Genomic DNA, 19902 nt, shown 5'->3' on the forward strand with positions numbered 1-19902 from the left:
CCTGCTGAGGGCCGATCAGCAGAGGCCGGGCAGCAAAGCAACGGTCAGGGCAGGGCGCGCCGCATGCGGAGGCTGACGATGTGGTCGTCGGAGCGGGAGAGGGTGGCGCGGACCGTGTCCATCGGCACGAAGCCGCGCGCCCGGTGGAAGCCGATCCCGGCCTGGTCGCCGAGGAAGACCGACACCCACATCTCGCTGCCCCCGGCCGCCTGGATCTGGGCGGTCACCGTCTCCAGCAGCAGGGTGCCCAGGCCCCGGCCGCGGGCGCTCCCGTCGAGATAGACGCGGGAGAGCTCGCCGGTCCGGGGGCCGGTCATGCCGCCGCCCGCGACGCCGAGCACGGCGCCGTCCTCCTCGATCACCTGATAGCCGAACCAGCCGGGCGGCGACGGCGGCACGTCCCGGGCGACGCGCGGCTCTTCGTAGAACTCGGCCACGCTGCGCTCGATGTAGCCCGGCGGGAGCAGGTCACGATAGGCGTCGCGGTAGGCCGCGGAGCAGATCGCGGAGATGCGGGGCACGTCCGCCTCCGTGGCGGCGCGGACGACGGCGGTCATCGATGAGTTCGGCACGCGCCAAGGATAGATCGGCGTCGCGCGCGTGACCCTCGGCGATCCGCCGCCGGCGCGTGCGGTCAGTCGAGATCGGCGAGGTCGAGCACGAACCGGTAGCGCACGTCGCCCTTCTCCAGCCGGGTCAGCGCCTCCTCCACCCGCGACGACGGCAGCACCTCGACGTCCGCGGTGATGCCGTGCCCGGCGCAGAAGGCCAGCAGCTCGGCCGTGTGCTTCGTGCCGCCGGTGCCCGAGGAGCTGACGCTCTTGCGCCCGTACGCCAGCTGCATCAGCGGCACCTTGGTCTCCAGCGGCAGGCCGACCACGCTCAGCGTGCCCTCCAGGCCGAGCAGGCCGATCAGCGGCGCCAGGTCGTGCGGCACGGCGATGGTGTCGAGGATCAGGTCGAAGCGGTCCACGGCCGCGTCGACGGCCACGAGTGCCTTGGCGCCCAGCTCACGGGCGTCGGCGGCCTTGTCCGGCGTACGGCTGAGGACCGTCACCTCGGCGCCCAGGGCGACCGCGAGCTTCACCCCGAGATGCCCGAGCCCGCCGAGCCCCGCGACGGCGACCTGGCTGCCCGGGCCGATGCCGAGCGCGCGCATCGGCTCCCACACGGTGATCCCGGCGCACATCAGCGGCGCGGCGGCCGCCGGGTCGAGACCTTCCGGCAACGGGTACGCGAACTTGTCCCGCACCACGTACTCCCGGCTGTAACCGCCCCGGGTCGTCGTGCCGTCCACCCGATCGGTCCCGCCGTAGGTGACGGTGGCGCCCTGGTAGCAGAAGTTCTCCTGGCCGGCCGCGCACATCGCGCACGAGCCGCACGAGTCGACGATCGTGCCCACGGCGACGCGGTCCCCGGGGGCGAAACCGGTCACCGACGCACCCGCCGCGGTGACCGTACCCGTGAATTCGTGGCCGGGGACGAGACCGGCCGCCGGCTTGCCGGTCAGGCCGTGGATCGCGTGCAGGTCGCTGTGGCAGACGCCGCAGTGGTCGACGCGCACCGCGAGGTCGTCGGCCCGCAGCTCGCGGCGCTCGATCGGCACCCGCTCCAGCGCGGTGGAGTTGCCCGTGCTCTGCCATCCGGTGGTCCTGCGCATGATTGCTCCTCGGCGATGGGAAAGACAGACTATTCGGTCTGTCGGCCACCATAGACCAACTGGTCTGTTTGTTAAAGTGGTCGCATGCCACCCCTGCCGACCACGCAGAAGGGCGCCGCCACGAGCCGGCGCATCCTCGACGCCGCCGCCGAGGAGTTCGCCGAGCGGGGCATCGCCGGCGCGCGCGTCGACCGGATCATCGCGGCCGCGCAGACGAACAAGGCGCAGCTCTACGACTACTTCGGCAACAAGGACGGCCTGTTCGACGCGGTGGTGGCCGACCGCGCCGGCCGCCTGCTGGGCGCGGTCACGATGGACGCGGGCGACCTGCCCGGCGTCGCCGTCGCCATCTACGACGAGACCCTGCGCCACCCCGACCTGGTCCGCCTGGTGACCTGGCTGCGCCTCGAGCGCCGCCCGGCCGGCCGGCTGAGCGCGCACGACGGCGACGAGCCCAAGCTGGCCGCCATCCGCGCCGCGCAAGAGGCGGGCCGGGTGCGCGCGGGCGACCCGCTCGAGCTGTTCTCGCTGGTGCTGGCCATGGCGCTCGCCTGGTCGCCGGTGAGCATCGTCGACGGAGCCGGCGCCGGCGACCACGAGAGCCGCCGGAACCTGCTGCGCGAGAGCGTGGAGCGCGTCGTCCGGCCGTAACATAGACGCATGTCCATACTTCCGGGCGCTGTCGCCCTGCTGTTGCTGACCCCCGCGACCGTGGCGGCCGCGCCCACCGTCCGGCAGCTGTCCACCACGGTGCTGACCACCGCCGGGCGGACGGCGCTGACCTACACCGGCTACATGAACGGGGAGTCGTTCCAGCAGGACGGCATCGTCACCGCGAACGGCTGGCAGTACGCGGCCTTCTGGGACGAGAGCGGCTACGTCAACGTCTCGCGGCGGCAGCTCAGCGCGGGCGCGTGGCAGAACCTGCGGCTGACCGACTACGTGACGACCTCCACCGACTCGCACAACACGATCAGCATCGGCATCAGCCCGCAGGACGGCACGCTGCACCTGGCCTTCGACATGCACTCCAGCCAGCTGCGCTACCGCCGCTCGGTCGCCGGGATCACCACGTCACCCGGCACCGCGGCCTGGTCGCCGTCCTCGTTCGGCGCGGTCGTCACCAGCCTGGCGGGGACCACGATGAGCCAGGTGACCTACCCCCAGTTCATGACCGCGCCCGACCAGACACTGCAACTCCTCATCCGTACGGGCCTCAGCGGCGCCGGCGACGAAGTGCTCTACGAGTACGCCAACCGCGCCTGGACCTACGTCGGCAAGGTCATCGACGGGACGACGCCGGACAACAACCCGTACCTGTTCGGCGCCGAGTACGACAGCACCGGCCTGCTGCACCTGACGTGGACGGTGCGCGAGACACCGGACGCCAGCACGAACCATGACCTCTACTACGCGTACAGCAAGGACAAGGGCCGCACGTGGCGTGACAACAGCGGCCAGGTCGTGAGCACGCCGCTGGCCTCCGACGCCGCCGGGCTCAAGGTGTGGTCGATCGGGCAGAACCGCGGGCTGATGAACCAGGAGTCCCAGGTGGTCGACAAGGCCGGCATCGTGCACGTGCTCGCGTCGCACCTGCCCGCCGCCGCGCCCGACAACACCAACTTCACGGCCGCCCGTGACCAGGCCGTCCTCGTGCACTACTGGCGGGACAAGGCGTCGAAGGCGTGGCACCAGACCTACACGCCCTTCCTCGAGCGGTCGGCGCGCGGCGACATCGCGGTCGATGTCAATGACAACCTGTACGTGGCCAGCGGCGACTCGACGACCCGCAAGCTGCACATCGAGACGGCGTCCAAGGCGTCCGGCTGGACCGACTGGACCATCCGCTACACGTCCGACCCGGTCTACTACTCCGATCCGCTCATCGATCACGAGCGCGTCCGCACGACCGGCGTCCTGAGCATCTTCGCCCCGCGCTACGGCGGCAGCCGCATCGACGTCCAGGACTGGCAGGTGGCCGGTTAGGGTCCGTTGGTGGATCTGGATCACGTTGCAGCCCAGCTGGGAGTGCCGGTCGCCGACGTCGAGCGCGTGCACCGGCTGGCCGGAGACCTGCCCTCGGCGCCGCTGCCCGACAAGGCCGGCGCCCCCGCACTGCTCGAACGGCTCGCGGTGCGGCCCGACGACGCCGCCGAGATCATGGCGGGCTGGCCCGATCCCGGGTCGCCGCTGTGGACCCCGGAGCTGCGCTGGCTGCTCGACCGGTCGACCGCCCTGGTCCGCGCCGACCTGGGCGGTCACGAGTGGCTGGCGCCCGGGCCGGAGCTGCCGCGCGAGCGGGGTCCCGCCTGGTGCCACCTCTATGCGTACGCCTGTCTGGCCCTGACCGGCGTCGTGCTGGACTATCACCGCGCCCACGCCATCCCGGAGGCCGTGTCCTGGACGACGCTCGCCGATCTGGGCCGCAACCTCGCGATCGACCGGCGGATGCACCGCGAGGGCTGGCCGGTCATGCAGAGCTGGCTCACGCTGCACGTACGCGGCGCCCTCTATGAGCTGGGCCGGTTGCAGCACCATCGCGGCACCACCGCCGTCAGCCTGCACATCCCCGAGGCGGGCCCGCTGACCCCGGAGGCGATCGACGCGTCGCTCGACCAGGCCCGCGCGTTCTTCCCTCGCCACTTCCCCGACGAGCGCTACGAGGCGTTCGCGTGCGGGTCGTGGCTGCTCGACCCGCAGCTGCGCGAGTACCTGCCCGAGGACTCCAACATCATCCGCTTCCAGCGCCGGTTCGAGCTCGAGCCCTACGAGGAGCCGGAGGGGCTGGACGCCGACGTCGAGGTGCTGCGGTTCGTCTTCCGGAGCCTGACCACGCCGCTCGACCGGCTGCCGCGGCGCACCGCGTTGCAACGGGCCGTGGGCGACCATCTGCGGGCCGGTCGCCACTGGCAATGGCGGCAGGGGCGCATCCCCGCGAACTTTTCCTCCCGCTCGCGCGTCGAGAGAGCATGACTGATCGAAAGACGTGCCATGGCACGCGGTGACGCGGAGTTCGCGGCCTTCGCCGGAGTGAGTTTCCCGCGGCTGCGCCGGGCGGCGTTCCTGCTGACCGGGAACGCCGCCCAGGCCGAGGACGCGGCGCAGGCCGCCCTGGTGAAGACCTACGCCGCGTGGCGGCGGGTGCACCGGCAGGACCCGTACGCCTACACCCGGCGGGTGATGGTCAACCACCTCAAGGACCAGTGGCGGCGGCCGGTGCGCGAGGAGGCGTACGAGCAGGAGCGCATCCCCGACCGCCCGGCCGGCCGCGACGTGGCCGGCGACGTCACCCAGCAGCGCTGGCTGCTGGACGCGCTCGGCAAGCTGGCGCCCCGGGAACGCGCCGTGGTGGTGCTCCGCCACTTCTTCGACCTGAGCGAGCAGCAGGTAGCCGCCGAGCTCGACATCGCCGTCGGCTCCGTCAAGAGCCTCAACGCCCGCGCGCTGGGCAAGTTGCGCGTCACCCTCGACCCTTCCACCGAGCCCCTGGGAGCATCGCGATGACCGACCTCGACACCTTCCGTAACGCCCTCGAGGGCCCCGGCGACAGTTTGCCGCCCGCGCTCGACGACATCATGGGCGCCGGGCGCCGGCTGCGGCTCAAGCGGCGCCTCGCGACCGTCACCGTGGCCGCCGCGGCCCTGGTGGTGGCGGCCGGCTCGACGGTCACCGTGTGGCAGGCGCAAGCTCCGCCCGCGGTCCAGGCGGCGGCGTGGCCCACGTCGGCGAGCGCGCCCGACGGGACCTGGGGCGCTCCCGTGCGTACGGGCATCAAGCAGAACGGCCGCGAGATCGTGCTGACGGCGTTCCGCCCGGACCACCCGGGTGTGGGTTTCGGGGTCCGCGCCTGTGTCGAGGAGGCCGGCGGCAAGCTCGGCACGTGCGTCTACGACTTCGACGACGCGGCGCCGGACCGCAGCCCCGGCTTCCACAGCGTCGGCGCGGTCGCCAACGAGGGCGGGACCGACTTCCCGATGTACGGCTACTACGTCGGCCCGGCGGCGTCCGTCACCGCCACGTCGCGCGGCAAGGTCGTCGCGGCCCAGACGGCACAGTGGAGCGAGGATCCGGACGTGGTGCTCTTCTGGTTCCCGCTCGATCAGGTCTTCCTGAAGCCGGACAAGACCCACCCCAACTATGCCGAGCACAAGGTCACGCCGGGCGAGGAGCCGGACATGGCGAACTGGGCCGCCTTCGACGCCGACGGCAACGCCCTGCCGGTCGGCACCCCGGTCGTCCGCGGCTGAGACCGGTCACTGCCCCACCACGTCGGGCTCGACCGCGGCGAGGATGCCCCGGACCTCCCCGATGACGTCGTCGCCGGCCTGCATGGCGCTCAGCACCCCGATCAGGTACGCGCCCACCAGCGCGTAGTGACCGGCGCTGACGTGCAGGCCGGCGTGCGCCGTGCGGAGATCGCGCCCGGTGTAGCCGGCCGGCCCGCCCAGCGTCTGGGTCAGCAGCGCGCTCATGTGCTGCTTGAGCCCCTCGATGTCGACCCCGGTGAAGTAGCCCGCGAGCCGGGAATCGGAGAGAACCGCCCGGTAGAGGGCGTCGACGGCGGTGGTGACGTCCATGTCTGCCTCCTCGCCCGCACGCTAGGACCGTGCCCGCTCCGATGTCAGCCGGGTCGCCGACAGTGCCGGCCGCGGTGGGAGAATCCGAGGCTATGGCAGCTCGGGAGGGTGCAGCGGCCGCCGGCACGGAAGTCGTCGCCCTGGTGGCGTCGGCCGGGGGCCTCGGCGCGCTCACGGCGGTGCTGCGGACGCTGCCGGCGGACTTCCCGGCGGCGATCGTGATCGGCCAGCACCTGAGCGGGCGGGGCAGCGTCCTGGTGGAGATCCTGAGCCGCCAGATCGCCCTCCCGGTGGGGTGGGCGCGGCCGGGCGGCCCGGTGACCCCCGGCCACGTGACCGTGTGCCCGCCCCGGTCGCGGGTGGAGGTGCTGCCCGACCGCACCTGCGCGGTGACGCCGACCGGCGCGGCCCGCGACGACCGGCCGCTGGACGCCCTGCTGGTGTCGGTGGCCGAGAGCGTGGGCGCGTCCGCGGCCGGGGTCGTGCTGACCGGGATGGGCAGCGACGGTGCCCGCGGGGCGGCGGTCCTGCGGGAGGCGGGCGGGCTGGTCATCGCCCAGAGCGAGGACACGGCGGAGCACCCGTCGATGCCGCAGGCCGCGGTGGCCGCCGGCGCTGTCGATCTCGTTCTGCCTCTGTACGACATCGGCCTCGCGCTGGTCGACGCGGCGCTGGGCCGCCGGTTGCCGGTCCCGCCGACGGAGGCGCAGGCGGTCCGGTCGGTGTTCGGCAGCGACGGGGTCATGGCGTCGATCGCGGCCGACCTGGACTGGAGCCGGGTTTCCCTGGGCCCGGTGTCGGGGTGGTCGCCGGTGCTGCGGACCATGGTGCGCCTGGTGATGGCCTGCCCCGATCCCGCCGTGGTCCTCTGGGGCGAGGACCTGCTCTACTTCACCAACGACGCCGGGATCCCCCTCATCCGCGGCCGGGAGCGGGACACGTTCGCCCGCCCCTACCTCGAGACCTTCGCCGACATGCACGACCAGATCGTGCCCGCGCTCCGGCACGTCATGCGGGGCATCCCGGCCCGGTACCCGACGATGCCCTTCCGGTACCCGCGCGACGGCCGGATGCAGGACGTGTGGGCCGACATGACCGACACCCCGATCCGGGAGCTCGATGGCACCGTGGCGGGCGTGCACCGGCAGTTCTTCGACCGCACCGCGGAGGTGCTGGCGGCGCGGCGGCTGGCGGTGCTCAACCGGCTCGGCGGCCTGCGGCGGGCCGGCGACCGGCGGGCGGCGATCACCGGCGCGCTCGAGGTGCTGAGCCAGGCGCCCGACGTCCCGTTCGCCGTCGGTTACGTGCTCGACCCGCCGGGCATCCGCGCGCGGCTGGTCGCGGCGGCCGGGGTCGAGGCCGGCGGGCCCATGGCGCCGCGCGAGGTCAAGATGGTGCGCGACGGCGGGTGGCCCCTGCGCGAGGCCGCGGGGTCCGGCCGGCCGGTGGTCGTCGGCGACGTCGGGGCCCGGTTCCGCGGGCAGCTGGTCGCCGACCGGCGGATCGCCCCCGAGGCCGCGCTCGTCCATCCGCTCCTCGACGACGCGGACGACCAGGTCGTGGGGCTTCTCGTCCTGGGCGCCGATCCCTACCTGTCCCTCGACGAGGACTACCGCCGGTTTCTGGGCCTGGTCGCGGACTCGATCGCGGCGCGGATGGCCAAGGCCCACGCCGGGCGGCGCGAGCGCGAGCGGCTGGAACGGCTGGCCGAGCTCGACCGGGCCAAGACGGAGTTCTTCTCGAACGTCTCGCACGAGTTCCGGACGCCGCTGACTTTGATGCTCGAACCGCTGGACGCGGCGCTGGAGCACGCCGGTGGCCTGCCGGCGACGCTCGTGACGGAGCTGCAGGTGGCCCGCCGCAACGCCCGGCGGCTGCTGCGGCTGACCGGCTCGCTGCTGGACTTCGCGCAGATGGAGGCCGGTCGGCTCCGGGCCCGGCCGGTGCCGGTGGACCTCGCCGGGCGGACGCGGGAGATCGTGCAGCAGTTCGACGGTGTCGTGACGCGTGCCGGGCTGCGCCTGCGCACCGCGATCGAGCCGATCGGCGAGCCGGTCTGGGCCGACACCGAGATGTGGGAGAAGATCGTCGCCAATCTGCTCTCCAACGCGGTGAAGTTCACGTTCGCCGGCGAGATCGAGGTGGCGCTGCGCGCGCTGCCCAAGCACGCCGAGCTGACGGTGCGCGACACCGGCGCCGGGATCCCCGAGGAGGAGCTGCCCCACATCTTCAAGCGATTCCATCAGGTACGGGACACCCGGGCGCGCACCCACGAGGGCGCGGGGATCGGGCTCGCGCTGGTCGAGGAGCTGGTGCGCCGCCACCACGGCCGCGTCCGGGCCACGAGCGTCCCCGGGGCGGGCACCACGTTCACGGTCTGGCTGCCGCTCGGTCGCCGGCCGGCCCACGCCGACGACGAGCCCCCGCCCGCGCCCACCGGCGCCGGGGTCGCGGCGGTGATGGCGGAAGAAGCCGAGCGGTGGATCGCGGGGTCTCCCGGCGTGGAGACGCCCGACACGGCACCGTGGGACGGGGCCGACGCGGGAGACGGGCCGCACCACTACGCCCCCGGGGCGCGGATCCTGGTCGTCGAGGACAACCGTGACCTGCGCGACTACCTCGGACGGCTTTTGGGCGCGGCCTGGACGGTCCGGCTCGCCGGCAACGGCCGCCAGGCCCTGGAGCTGATCCGCAGCGAACGGCCCGACCTGGTGCTCAGCGACGTCATGATGCCCGAGCTGGACGGATCCACGCTGCTGACCGCCGTGCGCACCGACCGGGAGCTGGCCTCCACGCCGGTCGTGCTGCTCACCGCCCGCGCCGGCGAGGCGGCCGCGGTCGACGGCCTGCTCGCCGGCGCCGACGACTACATCGTCAAGCCGTTCTCGGCCCGCGAGCTCGTCGCCCGGGTCGGCGGCCAGCTGGAGCTGACCCGCGTGCGACGGCGGCAGGCGCAGCTCGACGCCTTCCGGGTCGCACTCACCGACACCTTGCGGAGCATCCCGGACCCGGTCGAGGTGCAGGCGCGGGCGGCCGAGCTGCTGGGCCGTCAGCTCGGTGCCGGCCGCGCGTACTACCAGGAGTTCGACCGCGTCGCCGGCACCTTCACCGTGCACCGCAACTACACCGACGGCCTGCCGTCGCTGGCCGGGACCTATCCACTGGCCGACTACGGCGACGACCTGGTGCGCGAGACGCTGGAGACCGGCCGGCCCCTCGTCGTACGGGATTCCGCCGCGCTCCCCCCGGCGTCCGCCGCGTCCTGGGCCGGGCTGTCCGTGCGGGCCGGCGTGGCGGCGCCCAACTTCCGCGGCGGCGTGTGCGTCGCCGCCCTGGGCATCACCAGCGCCGAGCCGCGCGACTGGACCGACGAGGAGATCGCCTTGGTCGAGGAGACCGCCGACCGCACGTGGGCGTTCGTCGAGCGCGTCCGCGCCGAGACGGAGCTGCGCGAGTCCGACGAGCGCTTCCGCACCGCCGCGGACACCGTCCCCGCGCTGATCTGGCACAACGACGCCGCCGGCGACAACGTCTTCGTCAACCGCTTCTACCGCGACTACACCGGCCTGACCGACGACCAGGTCAGCGGGGCCCGCTGGCAGACGCTCCTGCACCCCGACGACGCCGCCGCCTCGATCGCCGGCTACCTGGGCGCCGTCCGCGACCGCACCGCCTGGCGCGACCGCACCCGCGTCCGCCGCCACGACGGCCACTGGCAGACGTTCGACCACTACGCCTCCCCGCTCTTCGGCGCGGACGGCACGTACCTCGGTCACATCGGAGTCTCCCTCGCCTCCGAGCGCGACTGACCCGCCGGCCGCGGCACCCACGATGCCCTGACTGATCAGGGCGCAGCCTCCACGGCGTCCGGTGGGGCGGACGTGCCACCGGCCGCTGCCCGCGCAGCCCGCTCGATCGCCGCCCGGTGTGCCGCGCGGGCCGCTGTGTCGATCGGCTCCTCGTACTCAGCGGTCACCCCGGTTCGGCCGTCCAGCTGCTCACGCAGGATGTCCGCGTGGCCGGCGTGCCGGGTGGTGTCCTGCAAGACATGGACCATCATGCTGAACAGCCTCACGTCGGGGCTCGGCCACCACGGCACATGGCCCACGGCGTCGATGGGAAGCTCTTCGATCGTCGCGTCGGCATGGTCCCAGGCGCGCCGGTAGAAGCCGACGACCTGCTCGCGAGTCTCCGCCGGCGCGACCCACAGGTCGCTTCCGTCCGCGTCCTGCCAGCGCGGTAGCGGCTCGGGGAACGGGCGGCCGAAGATCTCACCCAGGTACCTGGCTTCCCAGGTTGCCATGTGTTTGACCAGGCCGAGGAGGTTGGTTCCGGTCACCGTCAGGGGACGCCGGATGTCGTACTCGGACAGGCCGTCCAGTTTCCACACCAGTGCCTCACGGGTCACCTTGAGCTGGCGGTGCAGATATTCCTGCGCGAAGTCGTCGATCACGGAACACGAGCTTGCCACGCGGCACCCGGACGGGCCGCCCTTGAAGCCCGCAGATCTCGGGCCGGTCACCCTCGGCCCGGTGTCGGGCGGAACGGCGCGCGTCAGGTGGGCGGGGCCACGACGGTGGCCAGGGCGGTGCGGACCTGGGCGCGGAGCCAGGTGTGGGCGGGGTCGGAGTCGTAGCGCTGGTGCCAGGTGCAGACGATCGGCGGGCGGGGGGCGGGGAAGGGCAGCGGGGAGACGGCCAGGCCGAAGGCGTCGACGAGGGGGCGCCAGATTGCCTCGGGCACGGTGAGGAGGCTGTCGCTGCGGCTGATCAGGTGCATGGCGGTGGCGGCCGTGGCGACGGAGGCGAGGACGCGGCGGCGGAGGCCGTGGGTGGCGAGGTGGTCGTCGACCGCGTCGGTGAGGCGGCCGCGGCGGGAGACGAGGATGTGGGGGTGGGCGGCGTAGGCGGCCAGGTCGAGGTTGCCCGCGTGCGGATGGCCGGGGCGGCGGACCACGACGACGTGGTCGTGGCCGGCGGTCTCGGAGCGGAACTCGGGCTGGGCGGGTGCGGTCGCGCCGATCTCCAGGTCCGTGCGGCCGTGGCGCAGGTCGTCGGTGTCGAAGGCGGGCTCGGCCAGGAAGCGCAGCCGCACCCCCGGCGCCGCGGCGGTGACGGCGGCCAGCAGCGGCGGGGCCAGCGCGGTCGCCAGGGCGTCGTGGCACTGCAGTGTGAACGTGCGGTCGAGCTCCGCCAGGCGCAGCTCGCGGCTCGGCGCCAGCACGGCGGCCGCCTCCCGGACGAGGGCGCCGACCTGCTCGCGGACGGCCAGCGCGTACGGCGTCGGGGTCATCGTCCGTCCGGTGCGCACCAGGATGTCGTCGCCGGTCAGTCGCCGGATGCGCCCGAGCGACCGGCTGACCGCGGGCGAGGAGAGCCGCAGCCGATCCGCCGCGCCCTGCACGCTGCCCTCCTCGAGCAGTGCGTCGAGCACCGTGAGCAGGTTCAAGTCCAGTTGCATGACGGTAAACCCTAGCCTAACGAGAGTGCACTGGACTTAATCGAGGGCCGCCCGCAGATTGGAGGCATGGAACTTCTCGACAGCACCACCGAAGCGGTACGGCAGGCGGCACTCCGCGTCGTGCAGGGCACCCGGCCGGCGACGGAAGGCGAGCTCACGGCGGCGTTGCAGGCCAACGATCGGGCCGTCGCCGACGTGCTGCGCCCGGCCCTGACCGCCGCGCTTCCCGGCGCCGGCTGGACCACCGACGAGCACGCCGACGGGCCGATGCCGGCCGGCGACTGGTGGGTGATCGACCCGGTCGGCGGCAACCTCAACGCGGTGTACGGCATGCCCGACTGGAACATCGGCGTCAGCCTCGTGCGGGACGGCCGGCCCGTGCTCGCCGTCGTGCACTTCCCGGCGACGGGCGAGATGTTCACCGCCTCGGCCGGGGGCGGGACGCGGCTGAACGGCGTACCCGTCATGGTGTCGGTCAAGACCGACCTGGCAATCGCCCTGACCGGCACCGGCCAGGCCAAGCCCCGTCGCGACCCCGGGCACGCCCGCCGGGTCGGTGCCGCCGTCGCGGCCATGATGCAAGAGGCCCTGTATGTACGCGCCTCCGTGCCGGTCAGCCACCAGCTGGCGCAGGTGGCCGCGGGTCGCATGGACCTGCACTGGCAGTTCGACAACCTGCGCTCGCACATCGCGCCCGTCCTCCTCGCCCAGGAGGCCGGAGCCACGGTCACCGACCTCGACGGCCGGCCGTGGGAGATCGCGAGTACGGGCTATCTGGCCGCCGCCCCGGGCCTGCACGCCGCCGCGCTCGCCGTGCTGAAGGGCATCTGACCGTGGACCTGACCATCCTCGGTGCCTCCGGTGCGACGGGCCGCGAGCTGATCCGCCAGGCGCTGGAGCGCGGGCACACCGTCACGGCGATCTCGCGTTCCCCGGTGCCGGGAGTGCTGCACGTGGCCGCCGATGTCCGGGACTCCACCGCCATCGCCGCGGCTCTGGCCGGCCGGGCGACGATCCTGTCCGGACTCGGCAACGTACGCGGCGCCGACCCGGGCGTGCTCACCGCCGGTGCCCGGGCCGTCGTGGCCGCCCGGCCCGAGCGGATCGTCTGGCTCGGCGCCTTCGGCTCGGGCCCGTCCGCGGCGGCCGCCGGACCTGTCATCCGCGCGGTGCTCCGGATGCTGGGCGACCTGCCGGACAAGGTCGCCGCCGACGCGCTCGTGCTCCGGGCCGGCGGGACGGTCTTCCACGCGGGCCCGCTGACGAACGGGCCGCTGAGCGACACCCCGCGCACGGCGGAACTGGATGCCGCCCCGCGACGGCTCTTCCCGGCCCGGGTCAGCCGGGCCACCGTCGCCGCGGCGATGCTCGACGAGGCCGAGAAGCCGGCTCACGCGGGCACGATCGCCCTCCCGCTGACGGCATGATGTCTCGCTGCGACATCGATGGTACGGTGATGTCGCGCCGTGACATCGCGGACGCGTACCCCTCGGGAAGGTCTTTCTCATGGCCAAGGTCACCATCGTCCGTCCCGGCGAAGGCGAGCTCATCGCCAACAACGGGCCGTCGCAGATCCGCATCCTCGAGAACGGCAGCAACACCGGGCACCGTCTCGGCCTCGGTGAGATCACCCTGCAGCCGCACACCCCCGGACCGATCCAGCATCGCCACGCCCAGCACGACGAGGGCTTCTACGTGCTGACCGGCACCGTCCGCTTCACCGTGGGCACGGACGACCACGACGCCGGCCCCGGCACGTGGGTTCTCGTCCCGCCGGGCGCTCCGCACACCTTCGCCAACCCGGGCGACGAGCCGGCGGTCATGCTCTCCACCTTCACGCCGGACCTCTACGTCCAGTACTTCCGCGACCTCAAGGCGATGGTCGAGTCCGGGCAGCCGATGAACGCGGAGACCATGACGCCGCTCTGGGCGAAGTACCACACCGAGATCTCGTCCGAGTACGCGTCGTAGGGCGGCAGTACGCTCGGCGGATGGCCGACACCGCTCCGCTCGCCGTCGTGCTGCGCGATGTGGCCGCGACCTATCCGCTCCCGGTGCGGGTGGACCGCGACGGCGACATCGACTGGATCACTGTGGCCGGCGGTGACGGCCGGGCGGGCGTCCGGTCCGACGAAGCCCTGCCGCCCGCCGAGCGGCTCGCGGCCGTCGCCGACCAGGTGGCGGACTGGCTCGTCGAGGCCCTGCCCGGCGCCGGCCGTCCCGCGGTGTGGCCCGGCTGTCCCCGGCACCCCGGCACCCATCCGCTGCGGCCGCAGATGGCCGGGGGCGAGGCGGTGTGGGCCTGCCCGGCGGGCGGTGACGTCGTCGCGGCGATCGGATCGCTCGGCGGGTGAGCATTGATCCATCTGCATGCCAGAGGGCTGCGGTGATGATCTATGACTGGTGCGATGATCTGTTTCTCGCCGGGGGGAAAGGCGGTGGGCCGGTGTTAGCTTTTGCCCGTCGCTGAAACCAGCCGGAAGGCCGCACGTGAGTTATCCCAGCACCAATCTCGCAGAACGCGTCACTGTCGTGGAGGCACGACTGAACGTCCAGGGCGCGATCAACGACCGACAGGATGCCGACATGTCCGACCTCAGGAAGTCGGTGGGCGCCATCAACACCCTCTTGCAGGCCATTGCCACGACGCAGAGTGAACATGGTCAGCAGATCACCGGCCTCCGCCGGGATGTGACCGACCTCAAGGACGTCCAGGCCAAGCACACCACGGCCCTGGTCGACCTTCGGGGCGACGTGATCGACCTTCGCGGTGAAGTGTCCGACCTCAAGCGCGTCCAGGCCGAGCACACCACGGCTCTGACCGACCTTCGGGGTGAGATGACCGGCCTTCGGGGTGAGGTGACCGGCCTTCGGGGTGAGGTGACCGGCCTCAAGCAAGTCCAGGCCGAGCACACCACCGCGCTGGCCGGCGTCGGGGCGGGCATCGCCGAGCTGCTGCGCCGGACCGAGCCGCCGCGCAGCTGACCCCCGGCGCGGTTGCCGCCGCAAAGTGAGGAGGGCCCGCCCGGAAGGTGATCCGGACGGGCCCTCGCTGCGGGAACAGCGTCAGCGCAGCGGGTTGGCGGCGCCGGCGCGGAGGAAGACCGGCATGGTGGCCAGGGTGGTGGTGACCGTGGCCGTCGTGCCGCCCTTGTAGGTGCGGCCGGTGAAGACGTCCTTCCAGGTGGTGCCCGGCGGGAACCACACGGTGGTGGTAGCGCTCGTGCCGGGCGTGGTGACCGGGGCGACGAGCAGGTCCGGGCCGTAGAGGTACTCGGCGCCGGCCGTGGCGTACGCCTCCTGCTCGCCCGGGTAGGCGAGGTACAGCGGCCGGGTGATCGGCGTGCCCGTGCGGGTTGCCTCAGCGGCCGCCTTGTAGGTGTACGGCAGCAGCTTCTCCCGCAGCTTCAGGAACTTGGTGGCCGAGGCGTCGGCTTCGGGGCCGTACTGCCACGGGAGGCGGTCGCTGTGGTTGGAGTGCAGGCGGTCGATCGGCTGGAAGGTGCCCAGCTGGACCCACCGGGCGTACAGGTCGTCGGGCAGCTTGGTGCTGTTGGCCTCGGCGCCCGGGAGCGTGGAGAGCCCGCCGGTGTGGCCGCCGATGTCATGGCTGACCGCGGCCAGCCCGGTCGCGGCGCCCTCGCCCGGGGTGTAGCCGACCTGGAACTGCAGCGACTCCCACGTGGACGAGGTGTCCCCGGTGAAGTGCAGCGTGGTGCGCTTGTCGGCCCACGGGCCGGTCGGGACCGCGGTCGGGTTGCCGTAGCCACCGGCCTGCAGCGACCCGTATGCCCGGGAGAACGCGAACCCGTCCCGCTGCGCGTACTGCTGGTTGATCCACGAGTCCCCGGTCACGCCGGCCTGGGTCGAGGTGGAGCTGTCGCAGCACCAGTCGAGCCACCAGAAGTCCGGGTCGGCGCCCATCTTGTCGTGCAGCTGGAAGTACGCCTTGAGCTGATCGGGGTCGCCGAAGTCGAAGGTGTAGCAGTCCGCGCCGCTGTTGCAGCCCGTACGCTGCAGCTTGCCCTTGGCCGTCGCCTGCGCCGCCGCGAAGTGCGGGTCGGAGCCGAGGATGCTCGGGTGGATGTTGAAGCTGGTCTTCAGCCCCTGCTTGTGCAGCCAGTTCACGAAGCCCTGCGGGTCGGGGAAGCGCGTCGCGTCGAACTCCCAGCCGTTCCACTTGTCGGGCGACTTGAAGTCGGTGTCGACGACGAGCACGTCCAGCGGCACGCCCTCGGACTTGAACTTCTGCACGATCTGCTTGAACTCGGCGTCGGTGCGGTCGTAGTACTCGGAGTACCAGACGCCGTAGGTCCACTTGGGCAGCAGCTTCGTCGGCCCGGTCAGGACCGAGAGCTCCTTCAGGGCGCGGTTGTAGTTCTGCCCGTACGCGAAGACGTAGCCGTCCTGAGCAGGCTTCGAACGGACAACAGTCTTGCCCGTGCGCTGGTCGTAGAGTGCCGACGCGGAGTCGTCGAGCAGTGTCCAGCCGTCCTGGTGCAGGATGCCGGCCTCGGTGAGCGCGGCGCCGTTCACGCCGTCGAGCCCGCGCCGGTAACCGCCGAGCGGGGCGTGCGGGGCCAGCAGCGCCGTGCCCGGGGCGGTGACGGCGACGGTGTCGAGGTTGACGTTGCAGCTGACGTCGGCGGTGCAGCCGAGCGACACCGTGTTCGTGCCGGCGTTCAGCGTCACGGGCGTGGTGACCGTACGCCAGTAGTCCCAGCCGCTCGTCGGCGCGAGCGTCGCGGTCGTGGTCTTGCCGCCCGCGGTCACCGCGAGGGTCCGCGACTGGACGGCCTGCGCGCCGGCCTGGCCGTTGGCATAGCGCAACTGCAGCTGGTACGTGCCCCGCCTCGGCACCCCGGTCACGGTGACCGCGGTCGCGGCGCCGGCGCTCTCCAGCTTGGCGACGAAGCCCTCGCCGGAGTAGCCGTTGTGGTTCGCCGCCGTGGCCGCGCCCCCGGTCAGGGAGCCGCCTTCGGCCTCGCACACCTGCCCGTACGCACAGGGCTGCGCGACCGGCGGCGTGGGTGCCGGGTAGGCGGCGCCGGGCTGCACGAGCGCGAGACTGTCGATGTTGACGTTGCCGGTGTCGGCCGCCCCACGGACGACGCTGATCTCGTGGCGCCCGGCTGTGAGCTGCAGCGGCACCGAGGCGAGGGCCCAGGTGTCCCAGTTCGCCGTCGTCGGCAGCGACAGCGTCTGGGCCGCGCCGCCGTCCACCGAGACGGACAGGGTGCGCGTGACGTTCTGGCCGTCGCCGCCCGTGCTGTTGGCGTAGCGGACGCTCAGCTGGTACGCCCCGGCGGTCGCGGGCGTGGCGGCGAACGTGGCCTTGTCACCCGTCGCCGAGTAGCCGGCGGTGAAGCCCGCGCCCGTGTATCCGGTGTGGTCGGTGGCGACGCCGGGGCCGGCCAGCGCGAGCGCCTCGGCCTCGCAGAGCGCCCCGACGGCACAGTCGGGAGTGGTGTGACCCGCCCACGGCGCCGCCTGCACGGTTTGTCTGCCGGTGCGGAGCTGGACGGTGAGATTGTCCTTGGTGAACGACCCCGAGCCGACCTTGTAACGCAGCGTCACGGCGCCGGTGTCGATGGTCAGCCAGCCGCGGTCGACCCGCTTGCTGAACTTCACGGGCGCGAAGTCGTCCCGCCCGATCACGTTGAAGGTGGCGCCGTCGAGCTTCGCGCCGTACTCGGTGCGGATCAGCGTGGGGGAGAGGACCTCGAACCGGGCGTTGCCGGAGGTCACGGCGTTGTCGCGGGCGGTGCGCCGGGTGGCGTCCGCCGGGGAGGACGCGGCCAGGACGAGCCCGGCCACGACCACAGTGGTCGCGGCGGCGGCTCCGGCCCGGCGGACCGGGAAACGATCGAGCATGCAAACTCCTCGATGATACGGAACGATGACAACGCTGTCACCGGACTATTACAAAGTCAACCGGCCATGATCGATTTGTTTGCGCTCGCCGGCGGGTACAAATGCCGCATGAAGAGAGTCCTGGGCGCGGCGGCGGCCCTCCTCCTGGCCGGATGCTCCGCCACCAGCGCCACGCCGGTCGGCCCGGTGCCGTCGCCGGCCGGTGACCTGCCCCTGGCTGCCACGACAGTGCGGACGCTCGCCGGCACGGATGCGGCGCCCTTCGAGAAAAAGAGAACGCTGCTGGCGCCGCCCGGCTGGACGGTCACCGTCTGGGCCCGGGTCCCCGCCGCCCGCCTGCTCGCCTGGACCCCGGCCGGCACCCTGCTGGTCTCGCGGCCCAAGTCCGGCGACGTCGTCGAGCTGACGCCCGGCGCCGCCGCCCCTACGCAACGCACGCTGGTCGAGGGCCTCAACCAGCCGCACGGCCTCGCGTTCACCGGCGACACCTTGTACGTGGCCGAAAGCGATCAGGTCGACCGCTTCACCTACAAGTCCGGGACGCTGTCGGGCAAACAGGTCGTCGCCGCCGGCCTGCCCGACGACAAGAGCCCCGAGCTGCGCGGTGCCTACGCCCACGCGCTCAAGAGCGTGACGGTCGGCCAGGACGGCACGGTGTACGTCTCCGTCGGCTCGACCGGCAACGTCTCCGCCGAGGACCGGGAGGCGAAGCCCGAGCGCGCGACCATCCTGAAAGTCAACGACGACGGGACGACGAGCACGTTCGCCCGCGGCGTCCGCAACGGCACGGGACTGGCCGTCGACCCGGACGGCGCCGTGTGGACGGCCGTCAACAACCGGGACAACATCGCGGACGAGAACGGCGAGGTCCGCACCGAGTACGTCAACGACCACCCGCTGGAGCCGCTGGCCAAACTGACCGAGGGGCGGGACCTCGGGTGGCCGTACTGCAATCCCGATCCCGACCAGGGGCGTGCCTTCGTTCGCGACGTGCAGCTGAACCCCGACGGCACGAAGCTCGACTGCGGCGCCCTGCCGACCGTGGAGCAGGGGATGGGCGCGCACTCGGCGCCGCTGGGCCTGAGCTTCGGGACGGCCGGGTCGTACGGGCTGGGCGCGCTCGTCGGCGTACACGGGTCATGGAACCGCAAGCCGCCGCGCCCGCCGGAGGTGTCGTTCTTCGCCTGGCGTGACGGTGGGGTGGGGCCGCAGCAGACGTTGCTCACCGGTTTCCAGCTCGAGGACGGTTCCCGCTGGGGGCGGCCGGTGATGGCCGTCGAGGGGCCGGACAAGGCGCTCTACGTGAGCGACGACCTCGCCGGTGCCATCTATCGGGTGACCACCGGTTGACCCGGGGTTGCAGCATGGGCGGGGCAATCGACGAAACGGGGACCCCCACTCATGAAGCGTTTACTGATCGGCGCGACCGTCGGCGCCGCCCTCCTGACCGCCGGCGGCTGCGCCGGGGAGCAGGTCCGCGCCCTGGAGCCCAAGCTGGAGCTCCGTGAGGCCGCGCAGCACCTGTCCGAGGCCCAGCAGGCCGGCTTCACCGTCAAGCTGGCCGGCACCGATGACCTGATCGCCGCGCTCAAGGCGAAGGGCGAGGACAGCGAGGGCGTCGCCCAGGTGGCGAATTCCTCGATCACCATCGCGTACGACAAGGCCGGGGCGGGCGCCGAGGACGACCGCAGCTCGATCACGGCCACGATCGACGGCGTCGGCGGCACGGAGATCCGGACGGTCGACGGTCTGCTCTACGCCAAGGCGCCGGTCGACGAGCTGGCCGCGAAATTCGGCGGCACCAAGGACGTGACCAGCCAGCGCAAGGAGACGCCCGAGCTGGCGCCGCTCTTCGACGGGCAGTGGGTGTCCGTGGATCCCCAGGAGGCGGCCGCCTTGTCCGGCGCCTTCACCGGCGTGCCCGCCGAGGACCCGGACGCCGCGAAGACGCTCGCCGAGGTGCGGAAGAGCGCCACGAACCTGCTCGAAGGCGCACAGATCACCCGCGACGGCGCCGACGAGGAGCACCTGATCGTCACGTCGTCGACCGGGGAGGCGTACGCGGAGCTGCAGCGGCTCCTCAAGACGGTGAGCCCGGCGGCCGGCAGCGAGCTGGCCAAGGAGAGGGCGCCGCAGGACAAGCCGGTCGTCATCGACCTGTGGGTGCACGACGGCAAGTTCACCGCCGCCGAGGTGGACATCCTGCAGTTCGTCGAGGGTGCCACCGGGCGCTCGGCGGTGCGCGTCGAGGTGACCACCGGGGCCACGATCACCGCTCCGGAGGACGCGCACAAGATCGACCTCGATAAATTGGGCGAGTAGCGGTTACGG

At 72.6% G+C, this 19902-nt stretch carries 19 protein-coding genes; 13 read left to right on the forward strand and 6 right to left on the reverse strand.

The genetic code is table 11. From position 1 onward, the window contains the following. Positions 1-44: 44 nt before the first annotated feature. On the reverse strand, positions 45-572 hold the full coding sequence (locus RAN62_RS25120; RefSeq protein WP_305787212.1) for a GNAT family N-acetyltransferase: 528 nt from the start codon (positions 570-572) through the stop codon (positions 45-47). A gap of 62 nt (positions 573-634) precedes the next feature. Further along, positions 635-1660, reverse strand: coding sequence for an NAD(P)-dependent alcohol dehydrogenase (locus tag RAN62_RS25125; RefSeq protein WP_305787213.1), 1026 nt, complete (start codon positions 1658-1660; stop codon positions 635-637). Positions 1661-1744: 84 nt separating this feature from the next. On the opposite strand from RAN62_RS25125, the gene RAN62_RS25130 reads away from it, so the two are divergent. The 5 genes from RAN62_RS25130 to RAN62_RS25150 are packed head-to-tail and all read left to right on the forward strand — an operon-like array spanning position 1745 to position 5907. Further along, positions 1745-2311: a TetR/AcrR family transcriptional regulator gene (locus RAN62_RS25130; protein ID WP_305787214.1), complete on the forward strand. Its 567-nt coding sequence runs from the start codon at positions 1745-1747 to the stop codon at positions 2309-2311. Positions 2312-2320: 9 nt separating this feature from the next. Beyond that, complete coding sequence (locus RAN62_RS25135; RefSeq protein ID WP_305787215.1) at positions 2321-3646, forward strand: BNR repeat-containing protein; 1326 nt, start codon at positions 2321-2323, stop codon at positions 3644-3646. A 9-nt stretch (positions 3647-3655) separates the two neighbouring features. Continuing rightward, positions 3656-4633 (forward strand): acyltransferase domain-containing protein, encoded by a 978-nt coding sequence (locus tag RAN62_RS25140; RefSeq protein WP_305787216.1) that lies wholly within the window; start codon positions 3656-3658, stop codon positions 4631-4633. Between the two features lie 18 nt (positions 4634-4651). Beyond that, entirely contained in the window at positions 4652-5164 is a 513-nt protein-coding gene (locus RAN62_RS25145; protein WP_305787217.1) for a SigE family RNA polymerase sigma factor, read from the forward strand. Then, the gene (locus tag RAN62_RS25150) at positions 5161-5907 is read left to right on the forward strand and encodes a hypothetical protein (protein ID WP_305787218.1); all 747 of its coding nucleotides are present in this window, start codon (positions 5161-5163) and stop codon (positions 5905-5907) included. Before RAN62_RS25145 ends, RAN62_RS25150 begins: the two co-directional genes overlap by 4 nt. Positions 5908-5913: 6 nt before the next feature. Here the strand turns inward: RAN62_RS25150 and RAN62_RS25155 are convergent, their stop codons facing one another. Continuing rightward, positions 5914-6237: a group I truncated hemoglobin gene (locus tag RAN62_RS25155; RefSeq protein ID WP_305787219.1), complete on the reverse strand. Its 324-nt coding sequence runs from the start codon at positions 6235-6237 to the stop codon at positions 5914-5916. A gap of 92 nt (positions 6238-6329) precedes the next feature. On the opposite strand from RAN62_RS25155, the gene RAN62_RS25160 reads away from it, so the two are divergent. Continuing rightward, the gene (locus RAN62_RS25160) at positions 6330-10046 is read left to right on the forward strand and encodes a chemotaxis protein CheB (RefSeq protein WP_305787220.1); all 3717 of its coding nucleotides are present in this window, start codon (positions 6330-6332) and stop codon (positions 10044-10046) included. A gap of 35 nt (positions 10047-10081) precedes the next feature. Here RAN62_RS25160 and RAN62_RS25165 read toward each other — a convergent pair whose 3' ends face one another. Both RAN62_RS25165 and RAN62_RS25170 read right to left on the reverse strand, forming a co-directional pair. Then, complete coding sequence (locus tag RAN62_RS25165) at positions 10082-10690, reverse strand: DinB family protein (protein ID WP_305787221.1); 609 nt, start codon at positions 10688-10690, stop codon at positions 10082-10084. Positions 10691-10791: 101 nt separating this feature from the next. Beyond that, entirely contained in the window at positions 10792-11697 is a 906-nt protein-coding gene (locus RAN62_RS25170; RefSeq protein WP_305787222.1) for a LysR family transcriptional regulator, read from the reverse strand. Positions 11698-11763: 66 nt separating this feature from the next. Here RAN62_RS25170 and RAN62_RS25175 point away from each other — a divergent pair, with 66 nt between their 5' ends. The 5 genes from RAN62_RS25175 (at position 11764) to RAN62_RS25195 (ending at position 14682) form a co-directional block, all read left to right on the forward strand. Next, positions 11764-12528, forward strand: a complete 765-nt coding sequence (locus RAN62_RS25175) for an inositol monophosphatase family protein (protein ID WP_305787223.1) — start codon at positions 11764-11766, stop codon at positions 12526-12528. A 2-nt stretch (positions 12529-12530) separates the two neighbouring features. Then, positions 12531-13124: an NAD(P)-dependent oxidoreductase gene (locus RAN62_RS25180; protein ID WP_305787224.1), complete on the forward strand. Its 594-nt coding sequence runs from the start codon at positions 12531-12533 to the stop codon at positions 13122-13124. A 79-nt stretch (positions 13125-13203) separates the two neighbouring features. Beyond that, positions 13204-13668, forward strand: coding sequence for a cupin domain-containing protein (locus tag RAN62_RS25185; protein ID WP_305787225.1), 465 nt, complete (start codon positions 13204-13206; stop codon positions 13666-13668). A 20-nt stretch (positions 13669-13688) separates the two neighbouring features. Continuing rightward, a complete protein-coding gene (locus RAN62_RS25190) occupies positions 13689-14051 on the forward strand; it encodes a hypothetical protein (RefSeq protein ID WP_305787226.1) in 363 nt (120 codons plus the stop codon). A gap of 232 nt (positions 14052-14283) precedes the next feature. Beyond that, positions 14284-14682: a hypothetical protein gene (locus tag RAN62_RS25195; RefSeq protein ID WP_305787227.1), complete on the forward strand. Its 399-nt coding sequence runs from the start codon at positions 14284-14286 to the stop codon at positions 14680-14682. Positions 14683-14763: 81 nt separating this feature from the next. Here RAN62_RS25195 and RAN62_RS25200 read toward each other — a convergent pair whose 3' ends face one another. Beyond that, positions 14764-17571 carry a TIM-barrel domain-containing protein gene (locus tag RAN62_RS25200; protein WP_305787228.1) on the reverse strand — a complete coding sequence of 936 codons (2808 nt, stop codon included), beginning with the start codon at positions 17569-17571 and terminating at the stop codon, positions 14764-14766. 108 nt (positions 17572-17679) lie between these two features. Between RAN62_RS25200 and RAN62_RS25205 the strand changes: the two genes are divergently transcribed. Together RAN62_RS25205 and RAN62_RS25210 are read left to right on the forward strand one after the other, a co-directional pair. Next, complete coding sequence (locus RAN62_RS25205) at positions 17680-18921, forward strand: PQQ-dependent sugar dehydrogenase (protein WP_305787229.1); 1242 nt, start codon at positions 17680-17682, stop codon at positions 18919-18921. A 51-nt stretch (positions 18922-18972) separates the two neighbouring features. Continuing rightward, the gene (locus tag RAN62_RS25210; protein ID WP_305787230.1) at positions 18973-19893 is read left to right on the forward strand and encodes a hypothetical protein; all 921 of its coding nucleotides are present in this window, start codon (positions 18973-18975) and stop codon (positions 19891-19893) included. Positions 19894-19902 lie beyond the last annotated feature (9 nt).

Origin of the sequence: Symbioplanes lichenis, from assembly GCF_030709675.1 — a bacterium.
GTDB classification, from domain to species: domain Bacteria; phylum Actinomycetota; class Actinomycetes; order Mycobacteriales; family Micromonosporaceae; genus Actinoplanes; species Actinoplanes lichenis.